Origin of the sequence: Arthrobacter sp. PM3 (assembly GCF_003352915.1) — a bacterium.
Lineage (GTDB): Bacteria > Actinomycetota > Actinomycetes > Actinomycetales > Micrococcaceae > Arthrobacter.
The window spans coordinates 4,033,611-4,058,132 of the sequence record NZ_CP022314.1 but is presented as its reverse complement, the minus strand read 5'-3'; the positions used below and the strand labels follow the sequence as shown (position 1 = coordinate 4,058,132).

General features: G+C 69.3%; 27 protein-coding genes. 19 read left to right on the top strand and 8 right to left on the bottom strand.

What is annotated here, in order from left to right:
• Window positions 1–33 precede the first annotated feature (33 nt).
• Both CFN17_RS18460 and nucS read right to left on the bottom strand, forming a co-directional pair.
• Window positions 34–237 (bottom strand): cold-shock protein, encoded by a 204-nt coding sequence (locus tag CFN17_RS18460; protein ID WP_056738186.1) that lies wholly within the window; start codon window positions 235–237, stop codon window positions 34–36.
• A 342-nt stretch (window positions 238–579) separates the two neighbouring features.
• Window positions 580–1,275 (bottom strand): endonuclease NucS, encoded by a 696-nt coding sequence (gene nucS, locus CFN17_RS18455; RefSeq protein WP_208749135.1) that lies wholly within the window; start codon window positions 1,273–1,275, stop codon window positions 580–582.
• Between the two features lie 60 nt (window positions 1,276–1,335).
• Between nucS and CFN17_RS18450 the strand changes: the two genes are divergently transcribed.
• Both CFN17_RS18450 and CFN17_RS18445 read left to right on the top strand, forming a co-directional pair.
• Complete coding sequence (locus CFN17_RS18450) at window positions 1,336–1,683, top strand: ATP/GTP-binding protein (protein WP_208749134.1); 348 nt, start codon at window positions 1,336–1,338, stop codon at window positions 1,681–1,683.
• A 23-nt stretch (window positions 1,684–1,706) separates the two neighbouring features.
• A complete protein-coding gene (locus CFN17_RS18445) occupies window positions 1,707–2,513 on the top strand; it encodes an alpha/beta hydrolase (protein ID WP_208749133.1) in 807 nt (268 codons plus the stop codon).
• Window positions 2,514–2,526: 13 nt separating this feature from the next.
• Here the strand turns inward: CFN17_RS18445 and CFN17_RS18440 are convergent, their stop codons facing one another.
• The gene (locus CFN17_RS18440) at window positions 2,527–3,708 is read right to left on the bottom strand and encodes an AI-2E family transporter (RefSeq protein WP_261792490.1); all 1,182 of its coding nucleotides are present in this window, start codon (window positions 3,706–3,708) and stop codon (window positions 2,527–2,529) included.
• Between the two features lie 326 nt (window positions 3,709–4,034).
• Here CFN17_RS18440 and CFN17_RS18435 point away from each other — a divergent pair, with 326 nt between their 5' ends.
• From CFN17_RS18435 to CFN17_RS18400, 8 genes are all read left to right on the top strand, one after another.
• Window positions 4,035–5,924: a hypothetical protein gene (locus tag CFN17_RS18435; RefSeq protein ID WP_261792267.1), complete on the top strand. Its 1,890-nt coding sequence runs from the start codon at window positions 4,035–4,037 to the stop codon at window positions 5,922–5,924.
• A 75-nt stretch (window positions 5,925–5,999) separates the two neighbouring features.
• Window positions 6,000–7,001, top strand: a complete 1,002-nt coding sequence (locus CFN17_RS18430; protein WP_208749130.1) for a tetratricopeptide repeat protein — start codon at window positions 6,000–6,002, stop codon at window positions 6,999–7,001.
• On the top strand, window positions 7,001–8,101 hold the full coding sequence (locus tag CFN17_RS18425) for an NADH:flavin oxidoreductase/NADH oxidase (protein ID WP_208749129.1): 1,101 nt from the start codon (window positions 7,001–7,003) through the stop codon (window positions 8,099–8,101). Before CFN17_RS18430 ends, CFN17_RS18425 begins: the two co-directional genes overlap by 1 nt.
• 76 nt (window positions 8,102–8,177) lie before the next feature.
• Window positions 8,178–8,984, top strand: coding sequence for an ABC transporter ATP-binding protein (locus CFN17_RS18420; protein WP_208749128.1), 807 nt, complete (start codon window positions 8,178–8,180; stop codon window positions 8,982–8,984).
• Window positions 8,966–10,537 carry a transporter gene (locus CFN17_RS18415; RefSeq protein WP_208749127.1) on the top strand — a complete coding sequence of 524 codons (1,572 nt, stop codon included), beginning with the start codon at window positions 8,966–8,968 and terminating at the stop codon, window positions 10,535–10,537. The genes CFN17_RS18420 and CFN17_RS18415 overlap by 19 nt, the downstream gene beginning before the upstream one ends.
• Before the next feature lie 52 nt (window positions 10,538–10,589).
• Window positions 10,590–11,372, top strand: a complete 783-nt coding sequence (gene nagB / locus CFN17_RS18410; protein ID WP_208749126.1) for a glucosamine-6-phosphate deaminase — start codon at window positions 10,590–10,592, stop codon at window positions 11,370–11,372.
• 51 nt (window positions 11,373–11,423) lie between these two features.
• Complete coding sequence (locus tag CFN17_RS18405) at window positions 11,424–11,750, top strand: DUF3039 domain-containing protein (protein ID WP_208749125.1); 327 nt, start codon at window positions 11,424–11,426, stop codon at window positions 11,748–11,750.
• A 271-nt stretch (window positions 11,751–12,021) separates the two neighbouring features.
• Window positions 12,022–13,812, top strand: a complete 1,791-nt coding sequence (locus CFN17_RS18400; protein WP_208749124.1) for a DEAD/DEAH box helicase — start codon at window positions 12,022–12,024, stop codon at window positions 13,810–13,812.
• Between the two features lie 115 nt (window positions 13,813–13,927).
• Here the strand turns inward: CFN17_RS18400 and CFN17_RS18395 are convergent, their stop codons facing one another.
• From CFN17_RS18395 to CFN17_RS18385, 3 genes are all read right to left on the bottom strand, one after another.
• Entirely contained in the window at window positions 13,928–14,275 is a 348-nt protein-coding gene (locus tag CFN17_RS18395; protein ID WP_208749123.1) for a hypothetical protein, read from the bottom strand.
• An 82-nt stretch (window positions 14,276–14,357) separates the two neighbouring features.
• Entirely contained in the window at window positions 14,358–15,008 is a 651-nt protein-coding gene (locus tag CFN17_RS18390; protein WP_208749122.1) for an isochorismatase family protein, read from the bottom strand.
• Window positions 15,009–16,337, bottom strand: a complete 1,329-nt coding sequence (locus CFN17_RS18385) for a nicotinate phosphoribosyltransferase (protein ID WP_261792266.1) — start codon at window positions 16,335–16,337, stop codon at window positions 15,009–15,011.
• A 255-nt stretch (window positions 16,338–16,592) separates the two neighbouring features.
• Between CFN17_RS18385 and clpS the strand changes: the two genes are divergently transcribed.
• The 7 genes from clpS (at window position 16,593) to rdgB (ending at window position 21,454) form a co-directional block, all read left to right on the top strand.
• Window positions 16,593–16,958, top strand: coding sequence for an ATP-dependent Clp protease adapter ClpS (clpS, locus tag CFN17_RS18380; RefSeq protein WP_208749121.1), 366 nt, complete (start codon window positions 16,593–16,595; stop codon window positions 16,956–16,958).
• Window positions 16,951–17,517 carry a DUF2017 domain-containing protein gene (locus tag CFN17_RS18375; protein WP_208749120.1) on the top strand — a complete coding sequence of 189 codons (567 nt, stop codon included), beginning with the start codon at window positions 16,951–16,953 and terminating at the stop codon, window positions 17,515–17,517. The genes clpS and CFN17_RS18375 overlap by 8 nt, the downstream gene beginning before the upstream one ends.
• On the top strand, window positions 17,504–18,058 hold the full coding sequence (locus CFN17_RS18370; RefSeq protein ID WP_208749119.1) for a DUF2231 domain-containing protein: 555 nt from the start codon (window positions 17,504–17,506) through the stop codon (window positions 18,056–18,058). The genes CFN17_RS18375 and CFN17_RS18370 overlap by 14 nt, the downstream gene beginning before the upstream one ends.
• A 113-nt stretch (window positions 18,059–18,171) precedes the next feature.
• A complete protein-coding gene (gene murI, locus CFN17_RS18365; RefSeq protein ID WP_395926938.1) occupies window positions 18,172–19,191 on the top strand; it encodes a glutamate racemase in 1,020 nt (339 codons plus the stop codon).
• Window positions 19,188–19,985, top strand: coding sequence for an MBL fold metallo-hydrolase (locus CFN17_RS18360; protein ID WP_208749117.1), 798 nt, complete (start codon window positions 19,188–19,190; stop codon window positions 19,983–19,985). Before murI ends, CFN17_RS18360 begins: the two co-directional genes overlap by 4 nt.
• A 42-nt stretch (window positions 19,986–20,027) precedes the next feature.
• A complete protein-coding gene (gene rph, locus CFN17_RS18355) occupies window positions 20,028–20,786 on the top strand; it encodes a ribonuclease PH (RefSeq protein ID WP_315968639.1) in 759 nt (252 codons plus the stop codon).
• Entirely contained in the window at window positions 20,783–21,454 is a 672-nt protein-coding gene (gene rdgB, locus CFN17_RS18350) for an RdgB/HAM1 family non-canonical purine NTP pyrophosphatase (RefSeq protein ID WP_208749116.1), read from the top strand. Before rph ends, rdgB begins: the two co-directional genes overlap by 4 nt.
• A 30-nt stretch (window positions 21,455–21,484) precedes the next feature.
• Here the strand turns inward: rdgB and CFN17_RS18345 are convergent, their stop codons facing one another.
• Complete coding sequence (locus CFN17_RS18345) at window positions 21,485–22,252, bottom strand: VTT domain-containing protein (RefSeq protein WP_208751580.1); 768 nt, start codon at window positions 22,250–22,252, stop codon at window positions 21,485–21,487.
• Between the two features lie 68 nt (window positions 22,253–22,320).
• On the opposite strand from CFN17_RS18345, the gene CFN17_RS18340 reads away from it, so the two are divergent.
• On the top strand, window positions 22,321–23,340 hold the full coding sequence (locus CFN17_RS18340) for an exonuclease domain-containing protein (RefSeq protein WP_208749115.1): 1,020 nt from the start codon (window positions 22,321–22,323) through the stop codon (window positions 23,338–23,340).
• Between the two features lie 108 nt (window positions 23,341–23,448).
• On the top strand, window positions 23,449–24,000 hold the full coding sequence (locus tag CFN17_RS18335) for a DUF4395 domain-containing protein (RefSeq protein ID WP_395925594.1): 552 nt from the start codon (window positions 23,449–23,451) through the stop codon (window positions 23,998–24,000).
• A gap of 261 nt (window positions 24,001–24,261) precedes the next feature.
• On the opposite strand, the gene CFN17_RS18330 is transcribed toward CFN17_RS18335, so the two are convergent.
• The coding region (locus CFN17_RS18330; protein WP_208747745.1) for an IS3 family transposase at window positions 24,262–24,522 on the bottom strand (261 nt) is incomplete at its 5' end.

The following is a 24,522-nucleotide window of genomic DNA, read 5'->3' as shown; positions in this document are numbered from 1 at the left end:
CGGGGAATGCGCCGGGCAGTTCCCTGCGGAAAACTAGACGACCGTAACGCCGGTAGCCTGGGGACCCTTGGCGCCCTGACCGATCTCGAACTGAACGCGCTGGTTCTCGTCGAGGGTCTTGAAGCCGCCGGTCTGGATCTCGGAGTAGTGAACGAAGACATCGCCCTCGGAGTCATCCGGGGTGATGAAGCCGAAGCCCTTTTCAGCGTTGAACCACTTCACGGTTCCCTGTGCCATTTTTTCTCCTCATTGTGGATCTTGGTTAAGGCCGGCGCACTTCACACCGGACTTGGTCACTCTGCGAGAAGAACCTTGGCAACAGATCCGGATCCCGGATCGTGGCGGCAGGAGCTTCACGCTCGCAACATGTCTTGCGAGCATGAAAAACACCTACACAAAGACTCGTATAAGAATTTCATGACACTTGCGTCAGGTCAACGGGCGCACGGGGGAATTGTATAAATTTTGTGCAAAGAACCGCTTAACACGAATCGCCGCAGGTGAAGGGCCATAGGCGCAGGCAATGGCGTGTCCCCGGACGCGTACTTGAAAGAGCATCAGAGGAGCTTCAGAAGAGCTTCAGAAGAGCCGGGATTCGCTGTCGTCCACACCGCGCATGGCGTCGTAGTCAAGGGTCACACAGTCAATTCCGCGGTCCTTGGCGAGTACCCGGGCCTGCGGCTTGATCTGCTGGGCCGCGAAGATGCCCCGGACCGGAGCCAGGAGCGGGTCCCGGTTGAGCAGCTCCAGGTACCGCGTGAGCTGCTCGACGCCGTCGATATCGCCGCGCCGCTTCAGCTCGATGGCCACGGTGGCGCCGTCCGCGTCCCGGGCGAGGATGTCCACGGGGCCGATCGCCGTGAAGTATTCACGGCGGATCAGCGAGAATCCGGCACCGAGCAGGTCAATCTGGGCGGCCAGCAGGCGCTGGAGGTCGGCCTCGACGCCGTCCTTGATCAGCCCGGGGTCCTGGCCGAGTTCGTGGGAGGTGTCGTGCAGCTGCTCATGGATATTGATGATGAGCCGGTCATCGGTCTTGGCCGACTGGACCGTCCACTGCTCGATGACGCCAACCTCGACGTCGACCTCCTCCGGGGTGGAAACCCGCAGCGAGGCGGGCGGACTCATCCAGTTCAGCGGTTTGTAGGATCCGCCGTCGGAATGGACCAGGACTGAGCCGTCGGCCTTGACCAGCAGGAGCCGGGTGGCCAGTGGCAGGTGGGCTTTGAGGCGGCCGACATAATCGACGGAGCAGCGGGCTATGACTAAACGCACCCGGACCACTTTACCGGCTGGAGGCAATGCCGGGTGCCCGGGCTGGGGCAGAATGGAAGCATGCCCCGCTCCAACCGACCCCGCCGCGCGCCTTCCGGAAAGGCAGGATCCGGAGCCAGAGCCGGAGGCAAGCACGGCCCGCCCCCTGAACTGGACTTGGAACGCGCCCGGTCCGGTTTTGCCCGCCGGGAGAGCGCGCCGGACGGGGAGTGGATGGTCCGGTCCATGACCGCGAGCCGGGCCGAAAAGACGTACATCTGCCCGGGCTGCTCCACCGCCGTGCTGCCCGGGATCGCCCACCTGGTGGTCTGGGCCGAGGACCACATCTACGGGGCGGCGGCCGGCCTCGCCGAACGCCGGCACTGGCACACCAACTGCTGGACCTCGCGGACGTACCGGTACCGCTGACCGGCTTCGCTAAGGTGGACAGCATGACTTTTGATCCCGCGTCGTACGTCTTCACACAGCCGTCCGCACCGACCGCCATCCGAGCCTCCACCGTCCTGCCGGCCCGCCGGGAGAACGTCGAACTCCGCACCTCGGACGGGCACCGGCTGGTAGGCGAACTCGCCGTGCCGGAATCCGGCGAAATCAGGGCAACACTCATCACACTGCACCCGCTGCCGACGCACGGCGGCTTCATGGACTCGCACGTTTACCGCAAAGCCTCCTACCGGCTGCCGGCGCTGGCGGGAATCGCCGTGCTGCGCTTCAACACCCGGGGCACGACCTCGCCGCGGGGCACCAGCGGGGGAGCGTTCGAGGAAGGCATCGGCGAGCGTCTCGACGTCGAGGCCGCCGTGCAGTTCGCCGTGGACCGCGGCCTGCCCAACCGCTGGCTGGTGGGCTGGTCCTTCGGCACCGAACTGGCGCTCATGTACGGGGCCACGGAACCGGTGGCCTCCGAGATCGAGGGGGCCGTGCTGCTCTCACCCCCGCTGCACCGGGCCACGGACAAGCACCTGGCTGAGTGGGCCGGCGCCGGCAAGCCGCTGAAGGTGCTGGTCCCGGAGCATGATGACTACCTGCAGCCGGACGCCGCGGCCGAGCGGTTCGCGGCCGTTCCGCAGGCGCAGGTTATCGGTGTCGACGGCGCCAAGCACCTCTGGGTGGGGGAGAAGTACGCCGGACGGGTGCTCAACGAGATCGTCGAGGAGGTCCTGCCCGGCGCCCTGCCCGGCGTCGGCACCGTGCTGCCGCAGGAATGGGACGGGCCGGTCGCCACCGCCCACACCTAAAGCCTCATGCTTGCTAGTGCTTGTCCTGGCGGGCGATGAAGATTTCCTTCACCAGCAGCATGATCGCCGCGGCGGTGGGGATCGCGATCAGGGCGCCGAGTACGCCGAGCAGGCTGCCGCCGGCGATCACCGAAATGACGGCCACGGCGCCGGGCACGGCGACGGCTTTCTGCATGATGCGCGGGGAGATGAAGTAGGCCTCGAACTGCAGGTAGGCGAAGTAGCAGACGGCGTAGGCCAGTGCGGTCTGCCATCCGGCGGTCAGGGCAATCAGGGTCACGATCAGTCCGGCAATCACGCCGCCGACCAGCGGGATGAAGGCCAGCAGCGCCACGACGAATGCCAGCAGCACGGCAAACGGAACCCCGGCGATCGTCATCACGATGAATGCAAAGGTGGCGTTTACCAGGGCGACGACGGCCTGGCCGATCACGTAGTTGCCCACCGAGCCGGTGATTTCCTCCGAGAGGGCCGCGACCCGGGCGCGGCGGGAGCGCGGGGCCAGCCGGTAGCCCCATTTCTTCATCGAGGGCATGGCGGCGAGGAAGTAGAGGCTGAGGACCAGGACGATCAGCGCCCCGAAGAGCCCGTTGGCAACGGTGGTGCCGAAGCCGACGACTCCGCCGAAGATGCCTCCCATGGCTTCGGGGTTGTTGACGAATTTTTCGACTTCCTGCGTGATGCGGTCCCGCACGCCGAACTGGCTGTCGACGGTGCGGAAGAAGTCGGAGTCGATGAATTCCTGGATCCAGCGCGGCGCCTGCTGCACGATCTGGGTCACCTGCTGGACGATCGTGGGGATCAGGGTTGCGAAGAAGCTTGCCACGCCCACGGTCAGGGTGGCGACGGACACGAAGATGCCGGCGGCCCGGGGGACATTCTTGCCTTCGAGCCAGCGCACCACCGGTTCCAGGCCGAGGGCAATGAAGAGTGCGGTCACGATCCACAGGATCAGCTGGGTCGTGTTGGAACCGATCCAGTAGACCAGCAGGGCGATGCCGACGCCCACCGTGCCCATGAATCCGACATAGAGGGGGTGCTGGGAGGACATCCGCGGGCCGGGAGCACCGAAGCGGGTGTCGGGGCCGCCCTCCGCGGCGGCAACATCGTCCTCGTGCTCCGGCGGCATTTCAAAACGGAGCCGAGGCTGCGCGCCCGGGATGGGCTGCCGCAGCCGGCGCGCGAGCGCGGTCAGGGCCGCGGCCCGGTGGGCGCGGGGCGTGGTGGCCGGCTGCTGGGGGCCGCGTTCCTGGCTTCCGGATTCCTGGCTGTGTTCCTGTCCGGCGGGGGACGAATCCGTATGTTCAGTCACTGCGTTGAATGCCCCTAATTCTCGTACCGCACCGCCTTGGCGGCGCGGGTGTGATGATCACCGCAAACACTATCAGCAGGCTTGTCAGCTCAAGGGCGGGGCGTCCGCGCGGGACCCGCTGTCGGGGCCGGGCAGGGGCGCGGATCTGACTCGCGGGTAACAAAATGGTTACTATTGAAGCTACGTGTCCGCTGATGAATAGGTGTATTTTGCGTTTCAAGACTGCAGTTGCCCTGGTGCTGCTCGGCCTCCTGACGCTGCTGGCCGGCATTGGCCAGAAGACGTTCTGGGCTCCTCCGGAGACAATCACAGCCACGGCCCCGGCCGGTACGGCCGCGCCGTTGACCGTCTTTGACGAGAAGCTAAGGGCCCTCCACCCCGGAACCGTGACGATCAGCGTCAAGGGGGAGGGCAGTTTCCTGCTGGCCGCCGGGCGTCCGGACGACGTCGATGCCTGGGTTGGCAAGACGGCGCACAACACTGTTGCCGGCGTCTCCGACGACGGTAAGGCGCTGCAGGTCACACATACCGACGGCGAGGCCACCGCGCCGTCGCCGGCCGGTTCGGACCTCTGGGTCAGCACTGAGAACGCCAGCGGTGAAATGAACTACTCCTGGAACGCCCCGGCCGACGGGGACTGGTCCCTGCTCCTGGCCGCGGACGGCACCAAGCCCGCACCGAGCTCCATCACGATGACCTTCCCCAACGACACCTCCACGCCGTGGGCCATTCCGCTCATGGTGCTCGGCGGCCTGCTGATTATCGCCGGCGGGCCGCTGCTGGTCCTCAAGCCCAAGTCCGGCAAGCGGCCGGACACCCCGGCCGGCGGAGGCGACGGTGACTCGTTTGTCCGCCGTGCGCGGGCCAAGGCCGCGGTGCGCCGCGGCGGCCAGGACGCCGCAGGCGAGAAAACCGCAGGCGAGAAAACCGCAGGCCAGGATGCCGACGTCCGGGGTGCCTCCGCACCTGCTGCGCCGGCCACGGTGCAGCAGCCGACCGTTCCGGAGAAGGGCAGGGGCGCCAGCGAGAACAGGCGCGCCAGCCGTAACGGCCGCACCGCACGCCGGAACGGTGTTGTGGTGGCCGTGCTGACGGCGGCGGCCGTCGCCGGCACGTCCGTGGCGGCCCAGGCCAGCCAGACTCCCGCGCCGTCGCCAAGTGCCCCGGCCTCCACCAGCGCAGCTCCGGGCGACGCCACCCAAGACCCGGCCGGCGATGCCCCGGTGCTGCTGGATGCCCAGTTCCGCCGCGTCCTGGAACAGGTCGCCGGTGCCGTCGACGCCGGCGATGCCGCCAAGGACGCCGCCAAGCTGCAGGGCCGCGTGGCGAAGTCCGAGCTCGAAGTGCGCACGCAGAACTACAAGATCCGGTCCCAGGTCGGCTCCTATGAGTCCCGCATGCCGGTCCGCTCCACGAAGCTGCTGACCACCGTGGTGACCAACAAGCGCAGCTGGCCCCGCTCCGTCATGGCCGTCACGCAGGGCGACGGGAACGTCGTCCCGCAGCTGCTGACCCTGACGCAGGCTTCCCCGCGGGAGAACTACAAGCTCGTCGGCACCACGCCGCTGCAGCCCGGCGCCACGTTCCCGGCGATCGGCCGGGCCGGCACCGAAACGCTGGCGCCGTCGGACAAGTCCGGGCTGCTCTACAGCGGTGAGGAAGCGCTCGCAGGGCTGGGAGACCGGCTGACCAAGTCCGACTCCGCGTTCAAAGACAAGCTCGTTGAGGGCCAGTCGTCCCCGTACATCGCGGACACGCTTGCGTACCAGGCCGACGTCGTCAGTTCCGGCGTCAACGGCACCTTCGCCTTCACCCACAAGGTGGCGCCCGAAAGCACGGTGGTGTTCCGCACGGCCGACGGCGGTGCGCTGGTCCTGGGCCGGCTGAACTTCGCCTTCGACGGCACCCCCAAGGCCGACGGCGACAAGCTCACGATCGGCGACGACGCCGCGGCCCTGGCCGGCGGCAAGGAGACCAGTACGGGCATGGTGCTGAACTTCGCCGAGTCGGTGGCCGTCTATGTCCCGCCGGCGGGATCGAAGGACCCGATGAAGCTCGTGGCCGCCACCCGCGGCCTGGTCGGGGCGGCATTCAAGTAGCCGCCGCTTCGCGCCCGGCCGGCGCCGCCCTTCTTGGGTGGCGCCGGCCGCGGCCTGACTGGCTAGAGTGGAGCTATGACAACGCCAGCTTCCCGCCCGGTCCCGCCAGTTGCCGCCAGCCCGCTGAACCTGCGCGGCGCCGTCGATCTTTCCGCCCTGAAACAGCGGCCCGCGCCGGCCGCCGCACCTGCCCCGGCTGATGCCCGCGCCGCCGGCGCCCCGGGATCCGGGGACGGCGGCGACCACCCCCGCCGTCCGCTGCGCGTGGACGTGACCGAGGGAAATTTCCAGGAACTGGTGGAACTCTCCGCCCAGGTCCCCGTGGTGATCGCCCTGTGGGCCTCGTATTCGCCCGAGTCGGGCCGGCTGGTGACCGTCCTGGAGGGCATCGTCGAGAACTACGACGGACGGATGGTGCTCGGCGCCGCCGACATCGAGGTCTTCCCGCAACTGGCCCAGGCCTTCCAGGTCCAGGCCGTGCCGACCGCCGTGGCCGTCGTCAAAGGCCAGCCCGTCCCCCTCTTCCAAGGCGGCGCCGACGAGCAGCAGATCCGCGACCTATTCGATGAACTCCTCAAAGTTGCCGCGGCCAACGGCGTCACCGGCCGGATCGGCGCCGGCGGGCCCGGCAGCGGGGAACCCGAGGCCCCGCCCCTGCCGCCCCTGCACCAGGCGGCCTTCGACGCCATCGAGGCCGGGCACTACGAGGCCGCTGCCGCGGCGTACCGGCAGGCCCTGACCGAGATGCCCACCGATGCCGACGCCAAGGCCGGGCTGGCGCAGGTGGAGCTCATGATGCGTCTGCAGTCCGTGTCCGGACCCGACGCCGACGCCCTCCGCCGGCTCGCAGCCGACGAACCCGACAACCTCGACGCCCAGTTCGGTGTCGCCGACCTGGACATCGCCGGCGGCCATGTCGAGGACGGCCTGGGCCGGCTCGTGGCGTTCATCGGCCGGAACTTCGGCCCGGAACGCGAAACCGCCCGTGTCCGGCTGCTGGAACTCTTCGACGTCGTGGGCACCGGCGACGAGCGCGTCGCCAAGGCCCGGCAGGGCCTGGCCCGGGTGCTCTTCTAGTGGGGTCCGCACTCTTCGCGCCGCTGGAGCTGAGGTCCCTGCGGCTGCAGCACCGCGGCTGGGTGTCGCCGATGTGCCAGTACAGCTGCGAGCCCGAGACCGGCGAAGGGGTGCCCACCGACTGGCACCTCATGCACCTGGGCTCGTTCGCCACCGGGGGAGCGGCCCTGATCCTCACCGAGGCCAACTCCGTGAACGCGGCTGGCCGGATCAGCCCGCGGGACGCCGGCATCTACAACGACGCCCAGGCCGCGGCCTGGGCACGCATCACCGCCTTCGTGCACCGGCACGGCACCGCGGAGACCAAGATCGGCACCCAGCTGGCGCACGCCGGCAGGAAAGCATCCTCCTACTGGCCGTTCTCCGGCAGGAAGGGCAGCGTGCCGGCATCCGACGGCGGCTGGGACACCGTCGGGCCGGGCACCGGCGCCTTCGACGGCTACGCCCCGCCGTCGGCCATGACCGAAGCGGAAATCGACGGCGTCATCGCCGACTTTGCCGCCGCCGCCGTGCGGGCCGTCGACGCCGGCTTCGACACCATCGAAATCCACGGCGCCCACGGCTACCTCCTGCACCAGTTCCAGAGCCCGCTCGTCAACGACCGGACGGACCGCTGGGGCGGCGACGAGGCAGGCAGGAACAGGCTGACGCTCGCCGTCGTGGACGCCGTCCGCGCCGTCATCCCCGACTCCATGCCGCTGCTGCTGCGCATCTCAGCCTCCGACTGGGCACCCGGCGGGATCGACGCGGAACTCTCGGTCCGGATGGCCCGGACCGCCGCGGAACACGGGGTGGACCTGGTGGATGTGTCCAGCGGCGGCGCTGTCGCCCACCAGCAGATCCCGCTCGGCCCCGGCTACCAGACCGGGTTCTCCGCCCGTATCCGGCGCGAGGCCGGGGTCAAAACCGGCACCGTGGGGCTCCTGACCTCGTCCGGGCAGGCCGAGCACGCGGTGGCCACCGGCCAGGCAGACGGGGTGTTCATCGCCCGGGCCGCCCTCCGGGACCCGCACTGGTGGCTGCGCGCCGCGTTCGAGCTCGGCCATGACCTGGCGTGGCCGCCGCAGTACGAGCGCGCCATCCCCCGGCACACGTTCTAAACGGGGCGGCGGGAACGCCAAAAACTCCGCCTTCCGGACGATCCTTTTAGCCTCCGGCGGCGGTTAGTCTAGCGACATGACTTTCCAGCCTCCTGTTGCCCGCGCCCCGCAGGGCCCCTCCGCGGCGCCGGTTCCCGCCCTGTCCCTGCGCGGCCTCGCCAAGCGTTTCGGCGCGAAAATCGCCGTCGATGGCATCAGCCTGGACGTCCCGGCCGGATCTTTCTACGGCGTGGTCGGGCCCAACGGCGCCGGCAAGACCACCACCCTGTCCATGGCGACCGGCCTGCTGCGCCCCGACTTCGGCACAGCGCTGGTTCACGGCGTCGACGTCTGGCAGCATCCGCTCGAGGCCAAGAAGCTGATGGGGATCCTGCCCGACGGCGTCCGGTTGTTCGACCGCCTCAGCGGCGAACAACTTGTCACCTACGCCGGCCTGCTGCGCGGGATGGACCGGGACCTGGTGGCTTCCCGGGTCACGGAGCTGCTTGCGGCCCTGGACCTGGGCAACGACGCCGGGACGCTGGTGGTGGACTACTCCGCCGGCATGACCAAAAAGATCGCCCTCGCCTCGGCCCTGATCCACGCGCCGCGGCTCCTGGTCCTGGACGAGCCGTTCGAATCGGTGGACCCCATCTCCGCGGCCAACATCCGCGACATCCTGGACCGCTACGTGTCCTCCGGCGGCACGGTGATCGTCTCCAGCCACGTCATGGACCTCGTCCAGCGGATGTGCGACCACGTCGCCGTCGTCGCCGCCGGCCGGGTCCTGGCGGCCGGCACCGTGGACGAGGTCCGGGCCGGGGCAAGCCTCGAGGACCGCTTTGTCCAGCTCGTGGGCGGCCGGAACCACACGGAAGGCCTGGAATGGTTGCGCACCTTCTGAGACTCAAGCTGGCGCTGCTGCGCAACAGCGTCAGGCGCAGTCCCTGGCAGCTGGTGGGCCTCGGGATCGGCGCCCTGTACGCCCTGGGGATCGTCGTCCTCCTCGCCGCCGGGCTTTTGGTCCTGCGCGGCCAGGAGATCGAGCTCGCCCAGACGGTCGTGGTCCTCGGCGGCGCGGCCGCGCTGCTGGGCTGGGCCGTCATTCCCGTGGCCATCTCCGCCGCGGACATGACCCTGGACCCGGCCCGGTTCACCACGTTCGCGGTGCCCATGCCGCAGCTGCTGGCCGGGCTGGCGCTGGGCGGGCTGATCGGGCTGCCCGGCGTGGCCACCTCCCTCGTGGCACTCGCCACCGTCGGCACCTGGTCCCGCAACGTGCCGGGCGCAGCCGGCGCCCTGGCGGGAGCCGTCCTGGGCGTCCTGAGCTGCATCGTGCTGTCCAAGGTGGTGACCACCGCGACGGCGGGCCTTGCCAGTTCACGGCGCTTCAAGGACATCAGCGCCGTCGCGTTCCTCATTCCGCTCGTGCTCACCGGGCCCATTGTGGCGGCCGTCGCCGAGGGGATCGCCGGCTCCGGCGGTTACCTGCCCGGCCTGGCCCGGACGCTGTCCTGGACGCCGGCCGGTGCGGCCTTCGCGCTCGGCGGCGAGTTCGCCGCCGGCAACTACGGGCCAGGAGCCGTGAAATTCCTCATCGCCACGGCCACGCTTGCCGGGCTCACCCTGGCCTGGCAGGTCCTGCTGCAGCGTGCCCTGGTGACCCCGCCCTACGCGGGAAGCGCCAAGCGGCGCTCCGGCGGCACCGGGCTGTTCGGGGTGCTGCCGGCGACCCCGGCGGCCGCCATCGCCGCGAGGTCGCTGTACTACTGGCTGCGCGACCCGCGTTACGCCGGGGCACTCGTGGTGGTCCCGCTGCTGCCCGTGCTGTTCCTGTTCCAGGGCAGCCAGAGCGGGTTCTACGGGCCCCTCCAGTTTGTCGGTCCGCTCACGGCGTTCCTCCTGGCGTGGTCGATTTCCTCGGATGTGTCCTATGACAGCACCGCGTTCGCCCTGCACGTGTCCGCCGGCGTGCGCGGCGCGGACGACCGGCTTGGCCGGGCCCTGGCGTGCCTGAGCTTCGCCCTGCCCGTCGTGATCTTGTTCAGCATCGGATCCTTCTTCGTCACGGGTGCCTGGGACAAGCTGCCCGGGGTCCTCGGGCTCTCGCTCGGCGTCCTGTTCAGCGGCCTCGGCCTGGCCTCGGTGGTCTCGGCCCGTTACACCGTGAGCGTCCCGCTGCCGGGCGACAGCCCGTTCAAGAAGCCGCCGGGCAACGTGGCCCAGACCCTTGCCGTGCAGCTCGGCGGCATGGCGGTCCTCATGGTCCTCGTCGCGCCCGAAGTGGCGCTCGTTGCCGGGCAGTTCATCACCGGCAGCCCTGTGCCGGGGTGGACCGCACTGGTGCTGGGGCCCGTGCTGGGCCTCGCGCTCTTCGTCGCCGGGATACGCGCCGGCGGGGCATGGCTTGACCGCCGGGCACCGGAGCTGCTGGCACAACTGGCCGTCAACCGCTGACAGGTGCATGCTGGGAGTGCGCCGGCATCGGCGCCCGGCATAGGCAGGGTTCATGGAAGTTGTCATTCTCCCCGGCAGCAGGCAGATCGCGTCGCTCGCGGCGGATGCAGTGGAAGCGCTGCTCCGCCGCAAGCCGGACGCCGTCCTGGGGGTGGCGACGGGCTCCACACCGCTGCCCGTCTACAGCGAGCTTGCCCTGCGGCATGAGCGCGACGGCCTGGACTTCAGCCAGGTGCGCGCCTTCGCCCTGGACGAGTACGTGGGACTGCCGGCGGACCATCCGGAAGCATACCGCCAGGTGATCGCCCGCGAATTCACCGCCAGGGTTAACGTCAGCCCGGCCAACGTCCACGTGCCCGACGGCGCCGCCGCGGACATTCCCGCGGCCTGCCGGGCCTTCGAGGACGCCATCCGCGACGCCGGGGGAGTGGACCTGCAGCTCCTCGGGGTCGGAACCGACGGCCACATCGGGTTCAATGAGCCCGGTTCATCCCTGGCGTCCCGGACCCGGATCAAGACCCTGATCGAGCAGACACGCCGGGACAACGCACGGTTTTTCGGCAGCCTTTCCGAGGTCCCCCGCCATGTCCTGACCCAGGGGCTGGGCACCATCCTGGAGGCCCGGCACGTGATCCTCATCGCCACCGGGGCGCAGAAGGCGCAGGCCGTCCGGGACCTCGCCGAAGGCCCCGTCGCGGCCATCTGCGCGGCCTCGGTCCTGCAGTTGCACCCGCACGCCACGATCCTCGTCGATGAGGCGGCGGCGTCCTCCCTCCGGCTGGCCGACTACTACCGTCACAGCTATGAGCACAAACCCGCCTGGCAGGGCCTCTGAACGCCCCCGCCGGCACCCTGCGGGTCCGGCGGCACGCTTCCAACGGCTAAGATGGGTGACATGACAAGCATGACCGATCCCCTCGAAAACGACCCGATGCGCGAGCTCTCCGGAGCAGGGACGTCTACGGCCACGATCGAGCGCGAGGAACTGCGCCAGGAAGTGGAACCGGGCGACCGGGAGCGCTTCGCGCACTATGTGCGCAAGGAAAAGATCATGGAATCCGCACTGACCGGCGAGCCCGTGATCGCACTGTGCGGTAAGGTCTGGACACCCGGGCGGGACCCGCAGAAGTTCCCGGTCTGCCCCGAGTGCAAGGAAGTCTACGAGGGCCTGCGCCCCGGGGACGACGGCGGCAAGGGCTCCGGCGACAAGTAACTGCACGTGACGGCAACGGGCGGCCCGCAGAGGTTCCGTAGCCGTTTCCGCCGGTAGCCGGCGTCGGTAGACTGCGTCTGTTTGCGGCGGTGTCTGTTTGCGGCGGTGTCTGTTTGCGGCGGTGTCTGTTTGCGGCGGTGCTCTAGCGCGCCGCCGTCATTTTCTGGCCGGCCGGGTTCCGCCCGGCATCCCATCCGAAAAAGATTGGTGTTTTTGTGCTTACTTGGGTTTCTCCGTCGGCTGCAGCCATGCGCGGATGGGGGGCGACCCAGTGACAGAGACACTCTTCGGCGGACCCACGCTTCCTCCCGCCTATCCGGAACGGGCGGCCTGGGGCACCGCCCCGAAACTGCGCGCCTGGCAGCAGGAAGCGCTGGACAACTATTTCAGCACCCACCCCAAGGATTTCCTTGCCGTGGCTACCCCCGGTGCCGGCAAGACCACCTTCGCCCTGCGGGTGGCGTCGATGCTCATCGATTCCGGCGTGGTGAACCGCGTGACCATCGTGGCGCCGACCGACCACCTCAAGCGCCAGTGGGCCGACGCCGCCGCCCGGGTGGGGATCGCGATCGACCCCAATTTCAAGAACGCCGACGGCCAGCACGGCCGCGGCTTCATCGGCGTCGCCGTGACGTACGCGCAGGTGGCCAGCAAGCCGATGCTGCACCGGGCCAAGACAGAGGCCGCCCGCACCCTGGTGATCCTGGATGAAATCCACCACGGCGGCGAGGCGCTGTCCTGGGGTGACGGCCTTCGCGAGGCGTTCGATCCCGCGGCCCGCCGGCTGTCCCTGACCGGTACCCCGTTCCGCTCCGATACCTCGCCGATCCCGTTCGTGGAGTATGCCGAGGACCGGGACGGGATCCGGCGGTCGAAGGCCGACTACACCTACGGGTACGGCAAGGCACTGCGGGACCACGTGGTCCGCCCGGTCATGTTCATGGCCTACTCCGGCCAGATGCGCTGGCGCACGAGCGCGGGCGATGAGATGGCCGCCTCCCTGGGCGAGGCCGCCGTGACGAAGGACATCACCTCGCAGGCCTGGCGCACAGCCCTGAACCCTGCCGGCGAATGGATCCCGGCCGTTCTGGCCGGGGCGGACAAACGCCTGAGCGAGGTCCGGCGCAGCGTTCCGGATGCCGGCGGCCTGGTCATTGCGACCGACCACGAGGACGCACGGGCCTACGCCGGCCAGCTGAAGAAGATCACCGGGGAATCTCCCACCGTGATCCTGTCCGACGACGCCAAGGCCTCCAGCAAGATCGAGGAGTTCTCGGCCGGCGACAAACGCTGGATGGTGGCTGTCCGGATGGTGTCCGAAGGCGTGGACGTTCCGCGGCTTTCCGTCGGCGTCTACGCGACCTCCACCTCCACCCCGCTGTTCTTCGCCCAGGCCGTGGGCCGCTTCGTGCGTGCCCGCAAGCGCGGCGAGACGGCGTCGGTGTTCCTGCCCTCGGTGCCGCAGCTGATGGCGCTGGCCAACTCGATGGAAGCCGAGCGGGACCACGCCCTGGACCGCCCGGAGAAGGAAGACGCCGACGGCCTTTTCAACCCCGAGGACTCGCTCATGGACGAGGCGAACCGCGAGGAGAAGGCCTCTGACACCCTGATGAAGGGCAAGTTCGAGGCCCTCGACTCGCAGGCGTCCTTCGACCGGGTGCTCTTCGACGGCGGCGAGTTCGGCACCGGCGGCGAGGTGGGCTCGGAGGACGAGCTCGACTTCCTGGGCATCCCGGGGCTGCTGGACGCCGAACAGGTCGGCACGCTGTTGCGCCAGCGCCAGCACGAGCAGCTGAACCGCAAGAACAAGCGCGCCCCGCAGTCCGGAGCCGCACCCGAGACGGCAGCCCCCGCGGTGCCCGACCACCGGATGCTCATGGACCTGCGCACGGAGCTGGCGAAGAACGTGGCGGCGTGGTCCGCCCGGACCGGCACACCGCACGGCGTCATCCACACCAAGCTCCGGACCGTCTGCGGCGGCCCCGCCGTCGCCCAGGCCAACGAGCAACAGCTGCAGACCCGCCTGCGGAAGCTGCAGGACTGGTTCATCGGGCGGAAATAGCAGTTACGTAACAGCGCTGGGACAGCGCGGGATGCGGAAAGGGACCAGGCCCGGGGCCTGGTCCCTTTCCGTAGGAACTAGTGCGCTGCGCTGTGTAGCGGTGTGCTGCGCGGGGCTATTGGCCGCTGCCGCAGATCTTGCCGTAGCTCTGGCCGGCGGCGGTGTAGTCGGCCTTCATGGCCTCGAGCTTGGTGGTGTCCGGGTTGGGCTTGGCAGACTCGTCGAAGTACTCAATGATGGTCTGCAGCGGGCCCTTGAGGTCATCCGAGGCCACCGCCTTGATGGGCCGCAGCTGGTTGGCGACCCTGGCCATGCCGGCCTGGTCTGAGGTGGCGGACTGGGCGGAGACCACCGTCTTGACCCGGGCGCAGGTTTCCGCGTTGGTCAGCTGCGGCGAGGCCGAGCAGCCTGCGGCGCCGAGCAGCGCTCCGGCGGCAATCAAAACGGTCAGGGTCTTCTTCATGGTGTACTCCGGAGTTCTACGGGTCAGGCTGTATGGCCAGCTGGGTGGCATTGGTTTCGAGTCTACTGCGGCGGCGGCGGGCTCAGAGGACATCGACGCCGCCAAGCTCCATCTCGGCCACGGCGTCGTCGAGGTCTTCGGCGATGCCGACCGTCAAGCCCCGCAGCACCGTGACGGAGTAGCCGGCCTGCACGGCGTCCAGCGCCGTCGCCTTGACGCAGTAGTCCGTGGCAATCCCGACCACCACGATGTCCTCGACGTCGTGGCTTTGCAGCCAGTCGTCCAGACCGATCGCGTCCTCGCCGACGAAAGCGCTCTCGGCGTCCTCCCCGGGGGCGGGGGTACCGGGCAGGGCGCCGGGTGTCCGGGCGCCGGTGGGGACGTCGTCTTCCGGGGCCAGCAGGCCTTCAAAGCCGGAGTACGCGGCAGCGAACTGGCCTTTGCGGAAGTACGCCTGGATGTACTCGGGATCGAGGTCGGGGTGCAGCTCGGCTCCGCGGGTGCCCGCGACGCAGTGCCGCGGCCAGCTGTCCACGTGGTCGGGATCGTCCGAGAAATGCGCCCCCGGATCGACGTGCCAGTCCTGGGTGGCCACGATGTGGTCGAACTGGCCGTGGTGCGCGTCAACATACTCGCTGATCTCGCCGGCGAGGTCCGCCCCGCCGGTGACCGGCAGGGCCCCTCCCTCGCAGAAATCGTTCTGGACATCAACGATGATCAGGGCGCGGGACATTCAGTCCTCCTCGTACGTGGTGGGGATGGCGGCCTCGCCGCGCTGCAGCCGGTTGACGACGGCGGGGAGTTCCTTCATGGTCTCCGCGTGGCGCCGGCGGGCGCGCTGGACCCCTTCGGGGCCGGTCCAGCCGGGCAGGAGCTCGCCGTTCTTGACGAACTGCTGCAGCAGCGGGCGGTCGTTGCCGTCGTCCTCCGGGTGATGGCCGACGCCGACGATTTCCGCCGTGGCGGTCCCGCGCTCGTTGAGCTTGCGCAGCGCATACTTGCGGCCGCCCTTGCTGGCCTTGTTCTTCGCGGCCTTGGCGACCGAGACGAACTCGCCGGCGTCGTCGGTGCGGCTGACCAGCTTGTAGACCATGCTCGCCGTCGGGGCGCCGGAGCCGGTCACCAGGGAGGTACCGACGCCGTAGGAGTCCACGGGGGCGGACTGCAGCGCCGCGATGGCGAATTCGTCGAGGTCGGAGGTCACCACGATCTTGGTGTGGTCATTGCCGAGATCGTCGAGCAGCTGCCGGACCCATTGGGCCTGGGCCACGAGGTCCCCGGAGTCGAGCCGGACCGCGCCGAGTTTATCCCCGGCAAGGCCGACGGCCGTGCGGACGGCCGTTTCGACGTCGTACGTGTCCACCAGGAGCGAGGTGTCCGGCCCGAAGGCGGCGATCTGCGCCTCAAAGGCCTCCCGCTCCGTGTCGTGGAGGAGGGTGAAGGAGTGCGCGGCCGTGCCCACCGTCTTGAGCCCGTAGCGCAGGCCGGCCTCCAGGTTGGAGGTGCTGTCGAACCCGGCGATGACCGCGGCCCGGGCGGCGGCAACCGCTGATTCCTCATGCGTCCGCCGCGAGCCCATCTCGATGCACGGGCGGTTGCCGGCCGCGGAGATCATCCGGGACGCGGCCGAGGCAATCGCGCAGTCGTGGTTGAGCACCGAGAGCAGGTACGTCTCCAGGATGCAGGCCTCGGCGAACGTGGACTCCACGATCAGGACGGGGGAGTTGGGGAAGTACGCCTCACCCTCCGGGTACCCCCAGATGTCGCCGGAGAAGTTGTAGCCGGCCAGGTAGTCCAGGGTCTGGTCGTTGACGACCTTCGTGCGGCGCAGGTAGTCGAGCTCCGGTTCGCCGAAACGGAAGTTCGCGAGTCCTTCCAGCAGCCGTCCGGTGCCGGCGACGATCCCGTAGCGACGGCCGTCCGGGAGCCGCCGGGCAAAGGCCTCGAAGACGGATTTCCGGTGAGCCGCACCGGACTGCAGGGCACCCTGCAGCATCGTCAGCTCGTAGTGATCGGTGTACAGGGACGTGCGGGGACGGTCCCAGCCAGCTGATGAACTCACAAATTCACTCTAGTCCCCACCGGCTCCCACGTCTCGCTCCGCTTCGCCGCGGGGCCCTCGCCGGCGTGGGCCCACCCACCGGCTCCCACGTCTCGCTTCGCTTCGCCGCGGGGCCCACCCACCGGCTCCCACGTCTCGCTTCGCTTCGCCGCGGGGCCCTCGCCGGCGTGGGCCCACCCACCGGCTCCCACGTCTCGCTCCGCTTCGCCGCGGGACCCTCGCCGGCGCGGGCCCACCTCCCCATAGAATGGACAGATGACCCTCAGCGTTGCGCTCGGCCCCGACACGCGGGAGAGCACCCAGACCGGCACAGCGGCGTCCATCGACGTCCTGACCGCCCCGGACATCCCCTGGAACCTCGTCATCTGGAACGATCCCGTGAACCTGATGAGCTACGTCAGCTACGTGTTCCGCAGCTATTTCGGCTACTCGGAGACCAAGGCCAACAAGCTCATGATGGAGGTCCACAAGAAGGGCCGCTCGATCGTGGCGCACGGCAGCAAGGAGCAGGTGGAGCAGCACGCCGTCGCCATGCACGGCTACGGCCTCTGGGCGACCGTGGAAAAAGCCACCGGCGGCAACGCGGGCGGATCCGGCAAAGGCAAGGGCAAACGTGGCTAAGGCATTCAAGTACGGGCTCAAGGGCATCCGCGGTTTCCTGGAACCGGCCGAACGGGACCTGCTGCGCAGCCTTTTCGACGACGTCATCTCCATGCTCGAACCGGCAGAGCGGGCCAACGAGGACCCCCTGGCCGCCCTGGTGGGACTGGACGCCGACGCCCGCGAACCCTCGGACCGGGCCCTGCGGCGGCTGCTGCCCAACGTGATGAAGAACGACGATGCCGCCTCCCTCGAGTTCCGCCGCTACACCGAGCGGTCGCTGCGCGAAAGCAAGATCGGCGCGTTGAAAGCTGCCGCCCTCAGCCTGGACCGGGAGGATCTCGTCCTGACCCCGGCCGACGCCCGGCACTGGGCCGCCGCCCTCAATGACGTGCGGCTGGTGCTCGCCGAGCGCCTCGACATCCGCGACGACGCCGACGCCGACAACGTCCACCTCATGCAGGATTGGTCCCAGGCCGAGGACGTGGAAAGCTACCTGGCCCTCGTGTACAACTTCACCACCTGGCTGCAGGAGTCGCTGGTCCAGGCCATGGTGCATTCGCTGGATGCCCGGCGCTGACATGAACGGGGTGCCGCTGCCGCAGCGCCTGGTCCGGGCCGTCGGCGAAAGCCCCTGGTCGGAACGTGTGGCCGTGGCCCAGGAGCGGGTCTACGGGCCGGTCATCGGCTGGGCGCGGCGCAGCCCCTTCCACACCGGCGCCCTGGGCCACCCGGTACATCCGATGTTCACCGACCTGACGCTCGGGTGCTGGACCAGTGCGGGCATCCTCGATCTGGCCGGAGGACCCCAAGCGCGCCGCAGTGCCACGATCCTGGTCGGCGCCGGGCTGGCAGCGGCCGTGCCGACCGCTATCGCGGGCACCAGCGACTGGGCGGACATGACGGGGCCGGAGCGCCGGATCGGCGCGGTGCACGCACTGGGCACCGACACCGCCGTCTTCCTTTTCCTGGGTTCCCTGATCGCCAGGACACGCGGCCGCCACGCCCTGGGAGTGAAACTTGGCCTCGCTGGCAACGCCATCCTGGCAGCAGCCGGATTCCTGGGCGGCCACCTGGCCCTCAACCGCGGAACAGGGCGCCGGACCGGCGCCGCTGACTGAAACGGCATCCGCCCGCCGGTGTGACCTAACCCACACGAGTTACTCGACACAATCAGATGGCCGCACCTGTGGTGAAGCCCTATCCTCGAATAATCATGACTTCAGCATCAAGTATGGACCCGGCCGCCGCTGCTGCTGCGGAGTTGGCGGACAACGCAGCAACCGGCCCCGCGGGCGCCGAAGAGGCAACAGAGCTGGGGACACGGCCCATCGGCGTCTTCGACTCCGGCGTCGGCGGCCTCACGGTGGCCCGGTCGATCATTGACCAGCTGCCCAACGAATCCATCCTGTACGTCGGTGACACCGCCAACGGCCCCTACGGCCCCCTGCCCATCGCCGAGGTCCGCGCGAACGCCCTCGGCGTCATGGACGAGCTCGTGGACTCCGGCGTGAAGCTGCTGACCATCGCCTGCAACTCGGCCTCGGCGGCCGTGCTGCGCGACGCCCGGGAACGCTACACGGCCCGGTACGGGATCCCCGTGATCGAAGTGATCCAGCCGGCGGTCCGGCGTGCCGTCGCGGCCACCCGGACCGGCCGGGTGGGCGTGATCGGGACGTCGGCCACGGTGGGCTCGCGCGCCTATGAGGACACCTTCGCGGCCGCCCCGGACCTGGCGATCACGTCCGTGGCGTGCCCGGCGTTCGTGCCCTATGTGGAGGCCGGGATCACCACAGGGCCGGAACTGCTGGCCGTCGCCCGGGACTACCTGGCACCGCTGAAGGCCGCGGGCGTGGACACCGTGGTGCTCGGCTGCACCCACTACCCGCTGCTGACCGGTGTGATCTCCTACGTCATGGGCGAGGACGTCACCCTGGTTTCCAGTGCCGAGGAAACGGCCAAGGACGTCTATCGTGCCCTGGCGTCCCGGGGGCTGGAGCGCACGGACGCCGCCGCCCCCGAACACAATTTCATTGCCACCGGCGACGCCGCACAGTTTGAGCACCTCGCCCGGCGTTTCCTGGGCCCCGAGGTTCTCAGCGTGCGCCATGTGGACCACGTCGCCGCGCAATACCCCACCGGAAGCCTGGCCAGGATCACCCCGGAGATGATCGCCGCCGCCCGGGCGGGCACGGGCCGGCCGCGGATCTCGAACTTTGTGGGCGGTCCCGCGGGCGGAGGATCACTGCTGTGAAGCTGACCATCGTGGGCTGCACGGGGTCCTTCCCCGGGCCCGGCTCGCCGGCGTCGTGCTATCTGCTGACCGCCACTGACGGCGAACGGAACTGGAAGATTGTCCTGGACCTCGGCAGCGGGGCGCTCGGCGCCATCCAGCGCTACACGGACCTCGAGGACATCGACGCGATCTTCCTGACCCACCTGCACCCGGACCACTGCATGGACCTGTGCGGGCTGCATGTCGCCGTGCGCTGGAAGCCGGGCGGCTGGGGCCGGGGCCGGATTCCGGTATGGGGACCCGCCGCCACCGCCGACCGGATGGCCACCGCGTACGGCCTGGACCTGGACCCGGGCATGCACGAGGAATTCGACTTCAGCAACTGGGCCGAGCACAAGCCCGTGAGCGTGGGTCCCTTCACGGTGACCCCCTACGCGGTCAACCACCCTGTGGAAGAGGCCTACGCCCTCCGCGTCGAGGTGACCGAACCGGACAAGGACGGCACCCCCGTCACGCGCGTCCTGAGCTACTCGGGGGACACCGACGCCTGCACCGGGCTGGAAGACGCGGCCCGCGACGCGGACCTGTTCCTCTGCGAGGCGGCCTTCGAGGAAGGCCGCGACGACGACATCAAGGACGTCCACCTGACCGGCAAACGGGCGGGGGAGGCCGCCGTCGCTGCCGGGGCGCGGCGGCTGCTGCTGACCCACATCCCCGTCTGGACCTCCCAGACCAAGGTCATGGCCGAGGCCAAGGACGTCTTCGGCAAGGACGTGGCCGTCGCCGTCGCGGGCGTGCACTACACCGTCTGAGGGGGACGGGGGGAGAGGCCCGCATGTCGATAAGCTAAAGGCATGACTTCCCAAGCTCCCTCTGTCCCCGTCATCCGCGCCGACGGCCGCACCGCCGACCAGCTGCGGCCGATCAGCATCACCCGCGGCTGGTCCAAGCAGGCCGAAGGCTCGGCCCTGATCGAGTTCGGCAACACCCGTGTCCTGTGCACCGCTTCCCTGACGGAAGGCGTGCCGCGCTGGCTCAAGGGTGAGGGGCGCGGCTGGGTCACCGCCGAGTACGCCATGCTCCCGCGGGCGACGAACACCCGCTCGGACCGCGAATCGGTCAAGGGGAAGATCGGCGGCCGCACCCACGAGATCTCCCGGCTGATTGGCCGTTCGCTGCGCTCGATCATCGACACCAAGGCCCTCGGCGAAATCACGATCGTGCTGGACTGCGATGTCCTGCAGGCCGACGGCGGCACCCGCACCGCGGCGATCACCGGCGCCTACGTCGCGCTCGCGGACGCCATCCGCTTTGCCCGCGAAAAGAAGATGATCGCTAAGAACGCCGAGCCGCTCATCGACACCATCGCCGCGGTGTCGGTCGGCATCATCGACGGCGTGCCGATGCTCGACCTGCCCTACGTCGAGGACGTCCGCGCCGAGACGGACATGAACGTTGTGGTGACCGGCTCCGGGAAGTTCGTCGAGGTCCAGGGCACGGCGGAGGGCGCACCGTTCGACCGTGACGAGCTGAACCAGCTGCTGGACCTGGCACTGCTGGGCACCGGGCAGCTGGCCGCGATCCAGCGCGACACCCTGGCCGAGGCACCGTGACCGGGCTCCCGGGCACGGGCCCGGCCGGTGCCCCGGCTCCCCGGCTCGTCCTGGCCACGCACAACAAGGGCAAGCTGCGCGAACTGCGCGAACTGCTGCGCGGGCAGGTGCCCGGGCTCGACGTCGACACACAGGTGGTGGATGCCGGCGCTGCCGGCGCCCCCGACGTCGCCGAGACCGGCGTGACGTTCGCCGAAAATTCGCTCCTGAAGGCGCGGGCCGTGGCGGAAGCCACCGGGCTCGTGGCGATTGCCGATGACTCCGGCCTTGCCGTCGACGTGCTCGGCGGCGCGCCCGGCATCTTCTCGGCGCGCTGGTCCGGCCGGCACGGCGACGACGCCGCGAACCTGCGGCTGCTGCTGGCCCAGCTGGCCGATGTGCCGGACGAGTACCGCGGGGCCGCGTTCGTCTGCGCCGCGGCACTGGCAGTACCCGGGGCAGGACCCGACGGCGGCCGCGAAGTCGTGGAATACGGCCAGCTGGAAGGGATGCTCCTGCGCGAACCCCGCGGGGCGGGCGGTTTCGGCTACGACCCCGTCCTGCAGCCCAGCGGCCTGGACCGCAGCTGCGCGGAACTCAGTGCCGAGGAGAAGAACGCCATCAGCCACCGCGGCCACGCGTTCCGGGCGCTCCTGCCGGCCATCGTCGAGGCGCTGGCCGGCGCGTAGGCGGGGCGGGGCGTGAGCCGCCCCGGGCGGTCAGGGCGTCCGGCGCTCCTCTTCGGGCTCGTGCTCTTCGATGAATTCGTCCACGATGTCGGTGCCGTACTTCTCGGACTGCCGCTTGGCGACCGCGCCGCGGATGACCTCGATGGCGATCGGGATCACGGAGACCAGCACGATCGCGATGAAGATGATGTCCAGGTTGTCCCGGACCCACGGCACTTTGTCCCCGAGCAGGTAGCCCAGGAGGGTGACGCCGCCGCCCCACAGGACCGCGCCGATCACGTTGTAGGTGAAGAATTTGCGCTTGCTCATCTGCGCGACGCCCACGATCACCGGGACGAACGTGCGGATGATCGGGACGAAGCGGGCCAGGATGAGGGCCTTGCCGCCGTGCTTTTCGAAGAAGGCGTGCGCGTTTTCCACGTTTTCCCGCTTGAACAGCTTCGAATCGGGCTTGTTGAACAGGGCAGGGCCGGCCTTGGAGCCGATCAGGTAGCCCACCTGGTTGCCGATGATGGCGGCGATGATGATGAGCGCCGTCAGGACCCAGATGTTGACCTGGATGGTGCCGGTAGCCACGAGGAGCCCGGCCGTGAACAGCATGGAGTCGCCCGGCAGGAAGAAGCCGATCAGCAGGCCGGTCTCGGCAAAAATGATGCCGCAGATCAGCAGGACCACCCACGGCGCGAAGGCCGGATTCGCCAGGAAAACCTGCGGATTGAGCCAGTCGGGCAGGAAGGAGGCCAGCTGCGGCTGTACGGGTCCGGCGCCGCCGAAGGCGGGCACGGCGAGGGCGCTCATTGCTATTGGGTTCACCCGTTAAGGGTACTTGACAGCCGGCGGCCGCTACCGGGCGGTAAAGTTGAGCCGTGGGTTTGGACTTTACGGCGATCGACTTTGAGACCGCGAACGGCTTCCGCGGGTCACCGTGCGCCGTTGGCCTGAGCAGGGTCCGCGGCGGCGTCGTCGTCGAGGAGGCCTCGTGGCTGATGCGGCCGCCCGAAAACCACGACACCTTCGACCCCCACAACGTCCGGATCCACGGTATTCGTCCGGACCAGGTGGCCGGGCTGCCGCGCTTTGGGGAACTGTTCCCCGAGATCGGGGCGTTCATTGGCGGGGACGTGCTGGCAGCCCATAACGCGGCGTTCGATCTCGGTGTGATCCGCTCGGGTCTGGAGGTGTCCGGTCTGCCCGGGCCGGCCTATGACTACGTGTGTACGGTGATGCTGTCCCGGCGCTGCTACTCGCTGGTGTCCAATTCGCTGCCATATGCCGCCGAGGAGGCCGGCGTGCCGTTGGTCAACCACCACGATGCGGCCGAGGACGCACGTGCCTGTGCCGGCATCCTGATCGACATCGCCGCCCGGAACGGGGCAGCGAGCATCGCTGAGCTCCATCTCGCCCTGGGCCTGCCGGTGTCCCGCCAGGCCGCCTTCGATCCGCGCCGCGACCCGTTGTCCAAAGCCACCGCGGCCGCGCTGGAGGCGCTCGCCGGCGGCCGACCTGCAGGCGTGCCGCTGCGGCGGCCGTTCGCTGCCGGATGGCCGGAGGAAGGCGCCAACCCGGAGCCCAACGCTGCCGCCAGCCCCGACCACCCGCTGTTCGGCCAGACGGTCGTGTTCACCGGTGAGCTGGCGATTCCCCGGCCCGAGGCGAAGATCCGCTCCGCCGAGCTCGGCGCCCGGCCCGAAAGCCGGGTGACGGCCCGCACCACCGTCCTGGTGGTCGGCGACGGCTTCGTCGCCGCGGACCTGCGCTCCGGCCGGCTCACGGGCAAGGCCCGCCGCGTCCTGGAACTGCACGACCGCGGGCAGCGGATCGAAGTCCTGTCCGAAGGCGAATTCCTCCAGATGGTCGGCGGCCACGTGGCCGCAGCCCCCGCCTGACTGCTGCCGCCGGACGTACCACCTCCGCGGCGCCCGCCTGAAAACGCCCGCAGTCATACGGCGCAACATTCATTACCTCCAGTGCGCGCCGGCTCGTAGCCTTGGCGGATGAGCAAACTGATGGATGGACAGACGCCCGCGGTTTCGTCGACGCCGGTGGCGTCGGAGCGCGGAATCGACTGGCGCCGCGTGTTCGCGTTCCCGAACCCGGTGAACGAGTACTCCGCCCGCATCACGGCCGCCCTGGTGGTGGCGCTCTCTGCGGTGACCCTGCTGACCGGCTTCGGCTGGGGCCTGGCCGCCATCGCGGCGGGATTCTGGCTGCGTGTACTGTTCGGCCCGCGGATCTCGCCCCTGGCCCTGCTCTCCGTCAAGGTCCTGACTCCGTGGCTCGGGCGGACCCGGCTTGTCCCCGGCCCGCCCAAGCGCTTTGCCCAGGGCATTGGCGCCGCCATGTCCACGGCCGCCGCGGTCCTGCTGGCCGCCGGCCTCGCGCCTGCGGCCTGGGTCCTGCTGGCCGTGCTGATCGCCGCGGCGTCGCTGGAGGCCTTCGCCGGGTTCTGCCTCGGCTGCGCCATCTTCGGCTTCCTGCAGCGGCGGGGAGTCATCCCGGAGGACGTCTGCGAGGCCTGCAACAACATCTCGCTCCGGCGCGCCTGACCCACGTCGTCCCGGCCGGCTGGCCTCTCCGGCGCGTCCCTTCCGCTGCCGCTGCCTCTGCCTCTGCCTCTGGACATGCTCTGTGGAGGATCCGGCGGTTGGACATACCCTCCGGTGGCCCAGGCCCCTCTCTGGACATGCCCTCTGGTGGTTCCGACGGCTGGACATAAGGCCACAATGTCCAGTCTTCGCCGCCCGGAATGAGCATGTCCCACGGTGCGGCTGAACTGGTCCCCGATTGTTGGACTGGTTGGTTACAGCCTAAGCTGCGAGGGTCTGGGCGCGGTATTGGACCGGGCTCAGGCCTTTGAGTTTTGTTGAGATTCTTTCGGTGTTGTACCAGCGGATGTACTCGTTCAGGGCCGTTGCCAGGGCGTCGGTGCCGGGGAACCGGGCATGGTGGAAGAGTTCTTCCTTGAGGTGGCCGAAGAAGTTCTCCATGACCGCGTTGTCGTAGCAGTTGCCCTTGCGGGACATCGATTGGACCGCGCCGGCGTCCTCGAGCAGAACACGCCAGGACAC

Coding starts and splice junctions, on each gene's coding strand:
- CFN17_RS18460 (WP_056738186.1), bottom strand. CDS start 237: ATGGCACAGGGAACCGTGAAGTGGTTCAACGCTGAAAAGGGCTTCGGC.
- CFN17_RS18450 (WP_208749134.1), top strand. CDS start 1,336: ATGCCCCGCTCCAACCGACCCCGCCGCGCGCCTTCCGGAAAGGCAGGA.
- CFN17_RS18445 (WP_208749133.1), top strand. CDS start 1,707: ATGACTTTTGATCCCGCGTCGTACGTCTTCACACAGCCGTCCGCACCG.
- CFN17_RS18430 (WP_208749130.1), top strand. CDS start 6,000: ATGACAACGCCAGCTTCCCGCCCGGTCCCGCCAGTTGCCGCCAGCCCG.
- CFN17_RS18420 (WP_208749128.1), top strand. CDS start 8,178: ATGACTTTCCAGCCTCCTGTTGCCCGCGCCCCGCAGGGCCCCTCCGCG.
- CFN17_RS18415 (WP_208749127.1), top strand. CDS start 8,966: ATGGTTGCGCACCTTCTGAGACTCAAGCTGGCGCTGCTGCGCAACAGC.
- nagB (WP_208749126.1), top strand. CDS start 10,590: ATGGAAGTTGTCATTCTCCCCGGCAGCAGGCAGATCGCGTCGCTCGCG.
- CFN17_RS18405 (WP_208749125.1), top strand. CDS start 11,424: ATGGGTGACATGACAAGCATGACCGATCCCCTCGAAAACGACCCGATG.
- CFN17_RS18395 (WP_208749123.1), bottom strand. CDS start 14,275: ATGAAGAAGACCCTGACCGTTTTGATTGCCGCCGGAGCGCTGCTCGGC.
- CFN17_RS18390 (WP_208749122.1), bottom strand. CDS start 15,008: ATGTCCCGCGCCCTGATCATCGTTGATGTCCAGAACGATTTCTGCGAG.
- clpS (WP_208749121.1), top strand. CDS start 16,593: ATGACCCTCAGCGTTGCGCTCGGCCCCGACACGCGGGAGAGCACCCAG.
- CFN17_RS18370 (WP_208749119.1), top strand. CDS start 17,504: ATGCCCGGCGCTGACATGAACGGGGTGCCGCTGCCGCAGCGCCTGGTC.
- murI (WP_395926938.1), top strand. CDS start 18,172: ATGGACCCGGCCGCCGCTGCTGCTGCGGAGTTGGCGGACAACGCAGCA.
- rph (WP_315968639.1), top strand. CDS start 20,028: ATGACTTCCCAAGCTCCCTCTGTCCCCGTCATCCGCGCCGACGGCCGC.
- CFN17_RS18345 (WP_208751580.1), bottom strand. CDS start 22,252: ATGAGCGCCCTCGCCGTGCCCGCCTTCGGCGGCGCCGGACCCGTACAG.
- CFN17_RS18335 (WP_395925594.1), top strand. CDS start 23,449: ATGAGCAAACTGATGGATGGACAGACGCCCGCGGTTTCGTCGACGCCG.